This window comes from Chryseobacterium sp. FG46, from assembly GCF_057809135.1.
This window is the reverse complement of sequence record NZ_JBMDJJ010000003.1, coordinates 33,181-46,230: the sequence shown is the minus strand read 5'-3', so window position 1 is coordinate 46,230 and position 13,050 is coordinate 33,181. Positions and strand designations below refer to the sequence as shown.

General features: G+C 36.4%; 11 protein-coding genes. 6 read left to right on the top strand and 5 right to left on the bottom strand.

Going from position 1 to position 13,050, the window contains the following annotated elements; translation table 11 throughout:
- The first annotated feature begins 43 nt into the window (after positions 1 to 43).
- The 3 genes from ACODR7_RS03060 to fmt all read left to right on the top strand — a co-directional run bounded on the left by ACODR7_RS03060 (position 44) and on the right by fmt (position 4,544).
- Positions 44 to 1,483 carry an OmpA family protein gene (locus ACODR7_RS03060; RefSeq protein WP_488837174.1) on the top strand — a complete coding sequence of 480 codons (1,440 nt, stop codon included), beginning with the start codon at positions 44 to 46 and terminating at the stop codon, positions 1,481 to 1,483.
- Between the two features lie 78 nt (positions 1,484 to 1,561).
- Entirely contained in the window at positions 1,562 to 3,472 is a 1,911-nt protein-coding gene (locus tag ACODR7_RS03055; RefSeq protein WP_488837172.1) for a RecQ family ATP-dependent DNA helicase, read from the top strand.
- 124 nt (positions 3,473 to 3,596) lie between these two features.
- On the top strand, positions 3,597 to 4,544 hold the full coding sequence (fmt, locus tag ACODR7_RS03050) for a methionyl-tRNA formyltransferase (RefSeq protein WP_488837171.1): 948 nt from the start codon (positions 3,597 to 3,599) through the stop codon (positions 4,542 to 4,544).
- A 77-nt stretch (positions 4,545 to 4,621) separates the two neighbouring features.
- Here fmt and ACODR7_RS03045 read toward each other — a convergent pair whose 3' ends face one another.
- The 3 genes from ACODR7_RS03045 to ACODR7_RS03035 all read right to left on the bottom strand — a co-directional run bounded on the left by ACODR7_RS03045 (position 4,622) and on the right by ACODR7_RS03035 (position 7,499).
- Positions 4,622 to 5,203: a Crp/Fnr family transcriptional regulator gene (locus tag ACODR7_RS03045; RefSeq protein ID WP_488837169.1), complete on the bottom strand. Its 582-nt coding sequence runs from the start codon at positions 5,201 to 5,203 to the stop codon at positions 4,622 to 4,624.
- Positions 5,204 to 5,304: 101 nt separating this feature from the next.
- Positions 5,305 to 6,426: a 3,4-dihydroxy-2-butanone-4-phosphate synthase gene (ribB, locus tag ACODR7_RS03040; protein WP_089689809.1), complete on the bottom strand. Its 1,122-nt coding sequence runs from the start codon at positions 6,424 to 6,426 to the stop codon at positions 5,305 to 5,307.
- A 68-nt stretch (positions 6,427 to 6,494) separates the two neighbouring features.
- Positions 6,495 to 7,499 (bottom strand): LLM class flavin-dependent oxidoreductase, encoded by a 1,005-nt coding sequence (locus ACODR7_RS03035; protein ID WP_488837168.1) that lies wholly within the window; start codon positions 7,497 to 7,499, stop codon positions 6,495 to 6,497.
- Positions 7,500 to 7,761: 262 nt separating this feature from the next.
- Here ACODR7_RS03035 and ACODR7_RS03030 point away from each other — a divergent pair, with 262 nt between their 5' ends.
- Positions 7,762 to 8,610 carry a M12 family metallopeptidase gene (locus tag ACODR7_RS03030; protein ID WP_488837167.1) on the top strand — a complete coding sequence of 283 codons (849 nt, stop codon included), beginning with the start codon at positions 7,762 to 7,764 and terminating at the stop codon, positions 8,608 to 8,610.
- Between the two features lie 30 nt (positions 8,611 to 8,640).
- On the opposite strand, the gene ACODR7_RS03025 is transcribed toward ACODR7_RS03030, so the two are convergent.
- The gene (locus ACODR7_RS03025) at positions 8,641 to 10,767 is read right to left on the bottom strand and encodes a helix-turn-helix domain-containing protein (RefSeq protein ID WP_488837165.1); all 2,127 of its coding nucleotides are present in this window, start codon (positions 10,765 to 10,767) and stop codon (positions 8,641 to 8,643) included.
- A gap of 82 nt (positions 10,768 to 10,849) precedes the next feature.
- Between ACODR7_RS03025 and ACODR7_RS03020 the strand changes: the two genes are divergently transcribed.
- Positions 10,850 to 11,302 carry a hypothetical protein gene (locus tag ACODR7_RS03020; RefSeq protein WP_488837163.1) on the top strand — a complete coding sequence of 151 codons (453 nt, stop codon included), beginning with the start codon at positions 10,850 to 10,852 and terminating at the stop codon, positions 11,300 to 11,302.
- 166 nt (positions 11,303 to 11,468) lie between these two features.
- Here the strand turns inward: ACODR7_RS03020 and ACODR7_RS03015 are convergent, their stop codons facing one another.
- Positions 11,469 to 12,005 (bottom strand): gamma carbonic anhydrase family protein, encoded by a 537-nt coding sequence (locus ACODR7_RS03015; RefSeq protein WP_076595856.1) that lies wholly within the window; start codon positions 12,003 to 12,005, stop codon positions 11,469 to 11,471.
- 162 nt (positions 12,006 to 12,167) lie between these two features.
- On the opposite strand from ACODR7_RS03015, the gene ACODR7_RS03010 reads away from it, so the two are divergent.
- Entirely contained in the window at positions 12,168 to 13,046 is an 879-nt protein-coding gene (locus ACODR7_RS03010) for a NifU family protein (protein ID WP_076595855.1), read from the top strand.
- The last annotated feature ends 4 nt before the right edge of the window (positions 13,047 to 13,050 follow it).

Below are 13,050 nucleotides of genomic sequence, written 5' to 3'. Positions count from 1 at the left end.
TAAAAAAAATCATTTAAATAACTTAACTTAAAAAAATAACACTATGAAATTAAGTTTAGCAATTGTTGCATTAGCTTTGGCAATTCCTTCTGCCACGTATGCACAAGACTCAACGGCAGTTTCAAAAGGAGAATATCCTAATACATTTTCTTCGGGATCTGCTAATGTTTCCCCATTCACCAATCAATCTAAAAGATTTAATGATTGGTCTATTTCTGCTGGGGTAGGTGTTCCACTTCTTCAGTCAGCAGATTTAACCTCGATCAAAAATGGTAACGGTAAAAACCTTTTTGGATACTCAGCGTATGTAAGTATTGATAAAGCAATTACCCATGCTTTTGGGATCAATTTACAATATGACAGAGGTGAAACCAGACAAGGATGGTTCAATACTAAAAATTCTGCACCTGATGCAGCAGCAGTAGGAGCAAGAACTCAGTATGACGCAATCTCTATCTTAGGAGATATTAACTTTTCCAACCTGTTGAGAAGAGTTGACAACCATTCTCCTTACAGATGGGCACTTCACGGATATGCAGGTATCGGTACTATTGCGTACAGAGCATACCAGAAAGACGGAAGCAACAGACAGAGATTGATGACAGAAATCAAACCTTTCGAATTAGGTTCTATGTTTATGCAGGCTGGTACAGGTCTGAAGTTCAAGGTAAACAGAAGAATCGATATTGAAGGTAGATTAATGTATGTGGTAACCGGTGATGATGAATTTGATGGTGGAGGTGATAAATACAGCGCTATCAACAAGCGTTCTGAGCAGGTTTCAGACAATTTCTTCAATGCTACTTTAGGTCTTTCTGTTAAACTTGGAAAACACGAATCTCACTTAATGTGGCATGATCCGCTTCAGGAAATCTATTATAAACTTGATGTGCTGGCTAACAAAAACCAGGATATTGAAGTATGTAAAAAAGGTGATGCTGATAACGACGGGGTATGCGACGATTGGGACAGACAGCTTGATACTCCTGCAGGGGCAAGAGTGGACGGTGCCGGAGTTGCGCTTGATACTGACTTAGACGGTGTAATTGACCTTTACGATAAGTGTGTAACTGTTCCTGGACCTGTTGAAAACAACGGATGCCCTGTAGCAACAACAGGACCTGTAGTAGAAACAGAAACTAAATTGGAAGGAATTGAGTTTGATCTGAATTCTGACAGAATTTTACCTTCAAATACTCCAATTTTAAATAATGCAGTAAACTATATTAATTCTTCAAATGGTTCTTACAATGTAATCGGAGCTACAGATACAAGAGGTACTGATGCGTACAACCAGAAACTATCTGAAAGAAGAGCAAACAACGTTAAGAACTATCTGATCAAAAACGGTGTTCAAACAGGTAAACTACAGGCAGTAGGAAAAGGTGAAAAAGACCTTAAATATCCTGAATGTGAACCGGCTACGAAGTGCCCTGAATGGAAAAACAGAGCCAACAGAAGAGTATACTTCGAAGCTAAATAATAAATGTATTGATATATCATATAAAAGTCACGCCCTGCGTGACTTTTTTTGTCCTAATTCTTTCCTTATTTTTACAACATGATTTCTCCGCAGGATTTTCAAAAGCTAAAATATGATATTCTTAAGTATTTCTGGGGTTATAACGACTTCAGAGATTCTCAGGAAGAAATTATCAATGCTGTCATCAACGAAAAAGATACCTTGGTTCTGTTACCCACAGGAGCAGGAAAATCTTTATGTTATCAATTACCCGCCTTATTGAAAGAAGGAACATGCCTTGTTGTGTCTCCATTGCTTGCATTGATGAAAGATCAGGTCAATCAGCTTAAATCACGTGGGATAGAAGCAGAATATCTTTCATCTGAACTGGATGAATACGATGCCGAAACCATCTACGGCCGCTGCAAGGAAGGACTTACCAAACTACTCTATGTTTCTCCTGAGAGACTTACCAATACTCAGTTTATTCAAAACATGGAGGAAATTCAGCTGTCATTCATTGCAGTTGATGAAGCGCACTGTATTTCAGAATGGGGTCAGGATTTCAGACCCAGCTATCAGAATATAAAAGGATTCAGAAGTAATAATCCTGAAATTCCCTGTCTTGCTTTAACAGCAACAGCAACGCCAAAAGTGCTTGAAGAAATCAAAAATAAACTGGAACTGAAAAATCCTTTTGTTTTTCAAAAAAGTTTCAAAAGAGAGAATATTAAAATTTTTACCGATGAAGTAGCTGATAAATTTCAGCGTGTTTTTGATATTTTAAAATACAGCAATGACTCCGGAATTGTGTATGTAAGAACAAGAAAAGAGGCAGAATTGCTGGCAGAATTTCTGAAGAAAAATCAACTGAAAAATGTGGATTATTTTCATGCCGGCCTGACAACCAAAGAAAAGAATGCAAGACAGAATCTTTGGAATAACAGCGATAATCATGTTCTTGTTTCTACCAATGCCTTTGGAATGGGCATCGATAAAGACAATGTTCGTTTTGTCATTCACTATTCCCCTGCTGCGTCTCTGGAAAATTATTATCAGGAGATCGGAAGGGCAGGAAGAGACGGAAAAGACAGTTTTGCTTTCATGCTCTGGAATAAACAGGAACTTCTTAATTTTGATCAGGTTTTAAAAAATCAGACCCCAAACAAAGCTGAGTTTTTGAAGATCATTAGCTACCTCTACTCTATTTTTCAGGTAGCAGAATTTGAGCTTCCGGAAAAAACATTTCAACTGAATAATCTTAGTATACAGAATTTCACCAAACTGTCGAAAGCCAAGATCAACAATGTACTCAATTTTCTGCACAACCAGGAAATTGTCTACTATAATGATTACAAAAGCCTGTCTTCACTCGAGCTGTTTATCAAAGCTGATGAGATAGACCAGCTGCCACAAAAGGACGCCTATTTTATAGAGCTTCTTTTCCGTAACATATCAGGGATTACAACCCACAAGGTAATGTTCAGTGAACAGCAGCTAAGCAACAAAATCAACATCAGTGTTCCTTTGATCAAAGAACGACTGAAAGAATTTCAGCAAAAGAACTATCTTGAATATATAGATGGGGCACTAGCCAGTATTAAATTTCTGAAACCCCGCGATGAAAGGGCTGTAAATAGTGCTTACTGGAAACTATTTGAACATATTCAGAGAAACAAAATTCAGAAATGGGAAGAGATGAAGTTTTATGTGGAAAATAATGACTACTGTAAAATGAAACTTATCCTGGCCTACTTTGGTGAAAAAAATTCAAAAAACTGTGGCCAGTGTTCTGTCTGTGAAAAAAATAAGCAGTCTATCTTTGGAAAAAATATTTCTCAGCAAATCATTAATTTATTAGCTAAAAAATCGGCTACTATTGAAGAACTGTCTATCCAGCTCAGCTATCATTCCAAAGAAAACATCCTGGAAAATCTTATATTTCTATTGGATTCAGGAAAAGTAAGAATGCTGAACTTCAGAACATATGCGCTGAATCATGAGCAATGAGTAATGATAACATTATGATCAACCTGCCTAAATCTGCTACTCTCAAACTCTCACACCCTAAAACTCTCCTACCCTCGAACCCCAATATCTTCCGACTCTCAGATCAAAAACTTATCTTTGCAGCATGAAATCATTGAAAGTCGTTTTTTTAGGGACTCCTGAGTTTGCAAAAACTTCTCTGGAGGCGATCCATCAATCTCACCATCAGGTAGTAGGTGTAGTAACTGTGGCTGATAAAGCAAGCGGACGAGGACAGAAAATTAACCAATCGCCGGTAAAAATCTATGCAGAAGAAAACAATATTCCTGTTTTCCAGCCGGAAAAGCTAAGAAATCCAGAGTTTCTGGAAGAACTTAAAAAACTGGAAGCTGATGTCTTTGTAGTGGTAGCGTTCAGAATGATGCCTAAGGTACTTTTTGAAATGCCTAAAATGGGAACCTTCAACCTTCATGCTTCATTACTTCCTGATTACAGAGGTGCAGCTCCTATTAATTACGCAGTAATCAATGGAGAAGAAAAAACAGGAGCCACTACTTTCTTTATTAATGAAAAAATTGATGAAGGAAATATTCTTCTTCAGCAGGAAATAGAAATTTTACCGGATGAAAATGCGGGAAGCCTTCACGACAGATTGATGGAAATGGGTTCAGGACTTGTTGTTAAGACATTAGACGGCCTTGCTGAAAATGCCATTGAAGAAAAGCCCCAGCCACAAGTAGAACATCCTAAAAACGCTTATAAAATTTTCAAGGAAGATACAAGAATCAATTGGGAACAGCCTTCAAAAACCGTTCATCAGTTTATTCTGGGAATGTCTCCTTATCCTGCAGCATTCACTACTTTAAAGATTGACAACGAAGAAAAAGGATTAAAAATATTCGGAGGGAAATTTGAACTTTCTGATCACGGGAAACCAGCCGGAAGTCTCGATATTTCTAAAAATGAATTTAAAATCTATACTCAGGACGGAATCTATTATCCTTTGGAACTTCAGCTGGAAGGTAAAAAAAGGATGATGGTAAAAGATTTTCTGAATGGCTTCCGAAATTTTGACGGAATTACATTAAACTAAAATAGATCTTTATCTGACATAGAAAAGTCCCGAAAGCATTTACAGATAAACTTTCGGGACTTTTTATTTTTCAGCCATCAGCTTTTACTGACAATTTTCTTCCGGATTCTGCTTATAAATTCCGGTGTTACTCCCAGATAGGCCGCAATCTGAATATTGGTAAGACGGTGTGCTGTCTGTGGATAATCTTTTAAAAACTCAACATAACGTTCATCTGAAGGCTTACTTAGATTATCAATAATTCTACGCTGCAATGCTATTATTGATTTTTGAAACTTAAGCCTCATTAATCTTTCAATCTCCGGCATTTCAGCATATAATTGTTCTTTTTCATTTTTGGGAATAAGAAGAATCTCACCATCCTCAAGCGCCTGAATATTAAGCTTTGAGGGAATACGATTCACAAAACTATCAATATCGGAGATCCACCAGTTTTCAATTCCAAAATACAATATCTGTTCGGCTGCATTATGATGGGTATGAAAAACTTTAAAGCATCCCCTTACCACGAATCCTTCAAATTCGCAGATCTCCCCTTCTTTTAAAAGAAATTCTTTTTTCTTTATTTTCCGAAGCATGAAAACACTGCAGTATTTTTCAAGCTTTTCATCTGAAATATCAATATATTCCCGGATATGTTTCTTTAAAGACTCAGTCATCGTTTAAAAAATAAAAAGGTTTAGAAAAATCCTAAACCTTATATTTTGTATTACAAACAGTTATTTATTGTGAAAATAATTCACTACTGCCCGTTCATTTTTTACAATTGCACCATTTCAGTAACCTCTACATCATATCCTCCAACCTGAGGTTTGATATTAGGGTTTTGAGTGATTACTTTGAACTTATTGATTCCTAAATTCTTCAGGATCTGCGTTCCGATTCCATAATCTCTGTAATTGTAAGCCAGTGTAGGATGCTGCTCCTGACCGTCCTGATAGTTCAGGAACTGCTGAAGTTTTCTTAACGTATTTTCAGAATTAGAAACATTGTTGATGAAAATAATAGCGCCTTTTCCTGCCTCATTTACCATATTGGTTACTTTTTCCAATAGCGGTTTCTCACCATTATTTAATCTGGTCAATACATCAAAATAAGAATCTGAAGACTGTACTCTTACCAAAACAGGCTCATCTACTGTCCATGCTCCTTTTGTCAATGCAAAGTGGATTTGATCATTGGACGTTTCTCTGAAAGCATAAAAATCAAAATCACCGTAATGCGTTTTTACTTTTTTCTCTTCAAGTCTTTCTACCAGATTACCTTTTTTAAGCTGATAGTGGATCAGATCTTCGATAGAAACAATCTTCATGTCATGCTTTTGAGCAAAAGCGTGAAGTTCAGGCAGACGGGACATGGTACCATCTTCATTCATGATCTCACAGATCACTCCTCCTTCTTTCAAACCTGCTAAATGTGTAAGATCAATGGCAGCTTCAGTATGTCCGGCTCTTTTCAATACCCCACCTTTTCTTGCACGAAGCGGAAAGATGTGACCAGGTCTCATAAAGTCTGTAGGTTTTGATTTCTCATCCATCAGTGCTAAAATAGTTTTTGCTCTGTCTCCTGCAGAAATTCCGGTAGATGTTCCGTTTCCTAAAAGGTCTACTGATACGGTGAAAGCCGTTTCTTTAGGATCACTGCTTCTGCTTACCATTACTTCAAGGCCAAGTTCATCACATCTTTTTTCCGGAAGCGGCATACAGATCAGTCCTCTTCCGTGAAGTGCCATAAAATTGATAATTTCCGGCGTTGTCAGTTCTGCAGCGCAAAGAAAATCACCTTCATTTTCTCTGTCTTCATCATCTACTACTATGATTATTTTACCATTTTTAAGGTCTTCAATAGCCTCTGGAATAGTATTTAATTTAATATCGGACATTTTTACTTTTTATTTTTGCAAAGATACTCATAAAAATAAGCATCTGCCAACTAATTATGAATGGTTTATTAAGCTTTGGATAAGGAGTTAGCCGCCTCTCTGAAAATCTCGTAAGATCTCAATCTTTTCTGATGATCGTAGATATGTGAATTGATCATCAGTTCATCTACCTGGAATCTTTCCTGAAAATCTGTAAGCTTTTCCTGAATTTCAGACTGATCTCCAATAAAAGTATATCTCAGTTTCTGCAACACCATGGATTTTTCCATCGGTGACCAGATTTCATCCATATCATCCACCGGTGGAGCAAAAGGTTTTCTGTCGTTTCTTACAATATTGATGAATGCCTGGAATAAAGTGGTGGAAATTTTATGAGCCTCCTCTGATGTTTCTGCTGCCACACCGTTTACACAGGCAATGATATAAGGTTTATCCAGATATTTTGACGGTTCAAAATGCTCCCTGTATATTTTAAAAGCCATTTCCATCTGCTCAGGAGCAAAATGTCCTGCAAATGCATAAGGCAAACCAAGTTCCGCAGCCAGCCACGCACTGTCTGTACTTGATCCCAGAATATATAATGGAATATCCAGCCCTTCTCCCGGAATGGCACGAACCATTGCATCCGAATTTTCTTTTGAAAAATACCTTTGAAGTTCGAGAATTTGTCTTGGGAACTGTTCATTAATAATCGCAGGATTTCTTCCCAAAGCCTGCGCCGTTAAGCCATCTGTTCCGGGAGCTCTTCCTATTCCCAGATCAATTCTTCCCGGGAAAAGAGATTCCAAGGTTCCGAACTGTTCTGCAATGATCAGGGAGCTGTGGTTGGGAAGCATAATTCCTCCTGATCCTACTCTGATTTTTTTCGTTCCATTGGCGATGAAACCTATTAAAACAGAAGTTGCAGAGCTTGCAATACTTTCCATATTGTGGTGTTCTGCCAGCCAGAATCTTTTATAATGTAAATTTTCAGCGTGATTGGCTAGTGATAAGCTATCCTGAAAAGTATCATGAATGCTTTTGCCCTGCTTTACCGGTGCAAGATCTAAAACAGAAATTTCAAAATTTTTCATGTTATGATGTTAATTTTTCTTTAGTCTGAAAAACAGGACAAATTTAAAACATAAAAACCGCATTAGTTACTTTTTGTAATTAATAAAAACAATTGATCAGTTCAGGGAAAAACTATTGGAATAAAATTTTTGTATACATCGTTTTGCCTATGTGATTTTAAAATTAAATAATCATATTAAAAAAACACATTTTAACTAAAATAATTCAATAAAAAGAGATATATTCATTATATTCGTATACCAAATTTTTAAAAACTTTAATATGAACAAAAAAACAAACAGCCTGTTTTATAAGCAGATGCTGACAGGAAAAACTGTCTTTATGAGTTTTCTTATTGCTGCTATATTTTCGTCTTGCAGTAAAACCAATGAGGAAATTATTTCCGAAGCACAAACGAATGCCTTCAACGCAGACAATGTAAAAAAGGGACAATTGAACGGCCAGGAAATTACCTATGAAAGACAAAACGGAATGAATTTTTTCCAGGGCGATATTGTTCTTACCGATAAACAGCTATCCGAAGGCAGCGAGGTCAATAAAGGCGGCGCAAGCTATTCAAGATGGCCGAATGGTAAAATTTATTATACTATTGCCAGCAATATGGGTTCCATCAATGTTAATAAAATCAATTCTGCCATCAGCGAGTACAATAATAAAACCAATACACAATGGATCTACCGCACCAACCAGGCTAATTATGTAGAATTTATTTTCGGAAGCTCATCAGGATCGGATGGTTGGGCACATATCGGATATCAGGGTGGAAAACAAACCGTTTCTTTGGATCAATACATTTCTGTAGGATCGGTGATTCATGAAATGGGACATACGGTAGGACTTTACCATGAGCATACGCGTAAAGACAGAGATCAATACGTAAAAATTCTGTGGAATAATATTCAAAACGGACAGTCTTATAATTTCAATATCTATAATTCCGGAACAGATATAGGACCGTTTAATATTAATTCGGTGATGATGTATTGGCCAACCTCTTATTCTAAAAATGGGCTTCCAACAATTACCAGAGCTGACAATAGTAATTTCACCTATACCAGAACCGGATTTACGACCGGAGATATCAATACCATCAATGCGATGTATCCTTAATTCTTTTAGAACTATATAAAAAAAGAACTCCTACGAGTTCTTTTCTTTTTTATAATTATAGTGATTGATTAAAATCCTGATTTCGTTAAATTCAAAATGACTTGGCAGTGCATTCTTCCACTCGGTTAAAGTTTCGTGTGGATTTTTGTAGAATTCATCTTCAAAAGCTTTGATTTTATCTGAAGTAATGACTCTGGCAATGTCCAGCAATCCCTGTTCTGCAAATTTGGCAAGGTGTCCGATAACAGTTTCTTTTACTAACCCTCTTTCTAAAGCAATTTCTCCGATGGTTTTTCCCTGTTCAAACAACTGGAATGTTAAAACCTGGGACGGAACTTTAGCAATTTTAAGATTGATTTCCTTATCATTCTTTTCATCTAAAAGTTTCGTTTCCAGTAAGTGAATATCTCTCAGACTGTTCAGATACTCTTCAATGTCTTCAAGCCAGTTTTTAAATTCTTCGTTATATTGTTTTAATCCTTTAGCACCTTTTATCTCAGCATAAAATTCTTTTAAAGGATCGAAAATTTTATTTCTGATTTCTGTAAAGAAGAAGTTGACAGCTCCTTTTGATTTGCTTTCAATTTCGGACCATTCTTCTTTTTGTTCAATAAAATGATTAACCTTCTGAAAAATAATACGTTCCAGCTTCTCAAAAATTTTTCCAAGATTGACCGCTTCATGTTTCAACTGAAGATAAAGCTGTTTGGTTTTAACATGATCAATATTCCTGGTGACAATGGAAAGGTTATTCCACTCTTCCACTTCTTTCAAAAACCATGTACAGTCTAATGTGCGTAATACTTTTCTGATGCTGTAATCATATTTTTCCTGATTCAGAATCGCTTCAACATGATCATTGGCAATAGTATCCGTGTGGAAATGCAAAATCCTGTTATCCTTGAAAATAACTTCAGGAGTAATTTTTGATTTCAAAACAATCCCTTCCAGTGTTCTGCAGCGGGATAAAGCCACGTATACCTGTCCGGCAGTAAAACTTTTCCCGGCATCAATAATCACTTTATCAAATGTTAATCCCTGACTTTTGTGTATGGTAACCGCCCATGCTAATTTGATAGGAAACTGTTCGAAACTTCCCAGCACTTCTTCTTTGATATTTTTATCCGTATCAAGGAAATATTTTTTCTGTTCCCAGGTTTCTCTTTTTACCACAATTTCCCTTTCACTTTCATCCAGAACAACACGGACTTCATTTTCATCCAACCCGATAATCTCGCCCAGTTTTCCATTAAAATATTTCTTTTCTCCGGAAATATCATTTCGGATAAACATGATCTGAGCTCCAATTTTCAGTTCTAAAAACTGGTCATTTGGAAATTGATTTTCTTTAAAATCGCCTACCAGTTTAGCTTCATAAATCTGAGGTTCTACTTTTATTTCAGCTAATTTTTCCTGATTGATCTCATCTGCCATTTTGTTGTGAGAACACAGATATACATAAGATTCTTTTCCCATATCAAAGTCAGGATCATACCTTTCATTGAGATGATTAAAATCTATATTATCCACATCGCCGTCACGGATAGCATTCAGAATTTCCAGAAACTCTTCATCAGACTGTCTGTATACTTTTGTCAGCTCAATGGTAACAATAGGAATTTCCTTAATGGCGTGGCTGTCAAAAAAGAAGGGTGAATTGTAATACATTTTCAGGATATGCTCATCTCTTACCACCGGAGGAAGCTGAAACAAATCTCCTATAAAAAGCATCTGTACCCCTCCAAATCTCTGATTATTTCTTCTGATGAATCTCAAAGAGAAATCCATCATATCCAAAACATCAGCTCTCAGCATTGAAACCTCATCGATAATAATGATCTCAACCTCTCTCAGAAGTTTGAGTTTATCTTTGCGGTATTTAAAATGAGGCATCAGATCGGCAATATTATTGGCCAAACTGGTATCTATCCTTTCTGTAGTAGGAAGAAAGGTTCTTAACGGCAGCCCAAACATGGAATGGATGGTTACTCCTCCGGCATTAATGGCAGCAATTCCCGTGGGAGCCACTACAATATGCTTTTTTTTGGTACGCCTTACAAAATCATTAAGAAATGTTGTCTTTCCTGTTCCGGCTTTCCCGGTTAAAAAAACACTTCTGTTGGTATATTCTATTAAGTCAAAAAAATGATTATTCATCTTCGTCAAAAATACGGAAATGAATTTGAATTTCTTACCTTGGCATAAGTTTTGAAAAATTATAAAAAAGAAAACGTTTATTGTGAAAAAATTATTCTTTCATATCCAGGCAATAGTACTGTGTACTACATTAATTTTAGTTTCATGTAATACATCAAAGAATGCCAATACCAATCTTCCCGTTGATATTGCAGACAGGCCTGCTGACGCAGAAAGTCAGAAATATGAACAGGCACAGCTGGATAGATTAAAAGCTTCCATTGAATCTGAAGTATCAGGAGAAAAATGTACGGATACCAGTGAATGGACATTTGCTCCTATGGGATCAAAAGCCTGTGGCGGTCCTCAGCAATACATTGCCTATCCTAAGAAAATAGAGAAAACTTTCTTACAAAGAGTGAATGAGTATACGGATAAAGTGAAAGCTTTTAATGAAAAGTATAATATTACGTCAGACTGTATGATGATCACTCCGCCTACATCTGTCAAATGTGTCAATGGCAAGATCAGACTTATTACACCGGACAATAATTAACAATAAAGCAAAGGTTCTATATCAAATCGAAAAAGCTCTGTTTCAGAACAGAGCTTTTATATTTATTTTAAACAGATCAATGGTGAATTTTGCTTCACAAATGAATAGTGAACTTTTGAACCAAAAAAATTGACAAGCGCAGCGAATTAACTATTCATCAGACCACCTAAAACTGATGATCCTTCACATTCTCCTTATACCATGAAGAATATTTCACGTAGTTATCTGCAATTCTATTCACTTCTCCTTCCAGTAACTGAGCATTAATATCTTTGATTTTTCTTGCAGGAACTCCTCCCCAGACTTCTCCGGATTTAATATGAGTCCCCTGAGTCACTACAGAACCTGCTCCTACAATAGAGTTTTCTTCTACCAGACAGTCATCCATCACAATAGCTCCCATCCCGATCAGTACATTATCTTTAATGGTACATCCATGAACAATGGCATTATGACCTATAGAAACATTGTTCCCGATATTCAAAGGATATTTCTGATACGTACAGTGCAGCATTGCATTATCCTGAACATTCACTTTGTCACCCATTCTGATGTAATGAACATCACCTCGGATCACTGCATTATACCAGACACTGCAGTCTTTTCCCATTGTAACATCGCCAATAATAGTAGCAGTTTCTGCTAAAAATGTATTCTCTCCAATCTGTGGTGCTTTTCCTAAAAGTTCTTTTATTAGTGCCATAATATTAATTTGAAAATTTGAAAACGGGCCAATACGAAAATTAAAATATACTATCTTTTCTGATATCTAACTTCTAAATTACAGTGATAGCAAAAATCTAACTCTCAATACTCAGCTTCTAACTTCTAATGCGTATTTTTGTATCTCAAATTTAACGAAAAAATGCGTACCGTACTTATAGAACCTACTGAAAACCCAAAAGTGATGAAATTTGTAGCAGATTACAATCTCATCCCCGGGTCTTTGGAACTGGACAGAAATTCAGATATTTCAGAAATTCCTTTGGCACAGGAACTTTTCAATTATCCGTTTGTGGAAAGAGTTTTCATTACAGCTAATTTTGTAGCTGTGGCTAAACAGGATACCATAGAATGGGAACATGTTGCTGAAAGCCTGAAAAATGTGATTGAGGATGAATTACTGGCCAACCCGAGAATTTATCTTCAGAAGAAAAAAGAAATGTATCAGATCTATGCTGAAATGACTCCGAATCCCAATGTAATGAAATTTGTTTCAAGCAAATTACTGATGGATGGTTTTGTGGAAGTAAAATCGAAAGAAGCGGCTGAAGAAGTTCCTTTGGCACTGGCTATTTTTAAAGAGTTTGATTTTGCAACGGAAGTTTTCATTTCGGACAATTTTGTAGCCGTTACAAGAGATAATTCTGTTGAGTGGCATCAGGTAATGATGACTGTTCGTGCGCTTATCGCCGAATATCTTCAGAACGGAGGAGAAATTGCAAAAATAGAACCTCAGAAACATGAAAATCCTGTGGAGAAAATTATCAACAGAGATTATACAGAGGACGAGCAGAAAATTTCTGACATTTTAAATGAATATGTAGCTCCTGCCGTAGAAAATGATGGGGGTAAAATTTCTCTGATGGAATATGATCAGGAAAATAAAACCGCAAAAATGCTTCTTCAGGGTGCATGCTCCGGCTGCCCAAGTTCTACTGCTACTTTAAAAAACGGAATTGAAAATATTTTAAAACAATTCGTTCCGGATTTGGTAGAAAGAGTGGAAGCTGTAAACGGATAAAAAC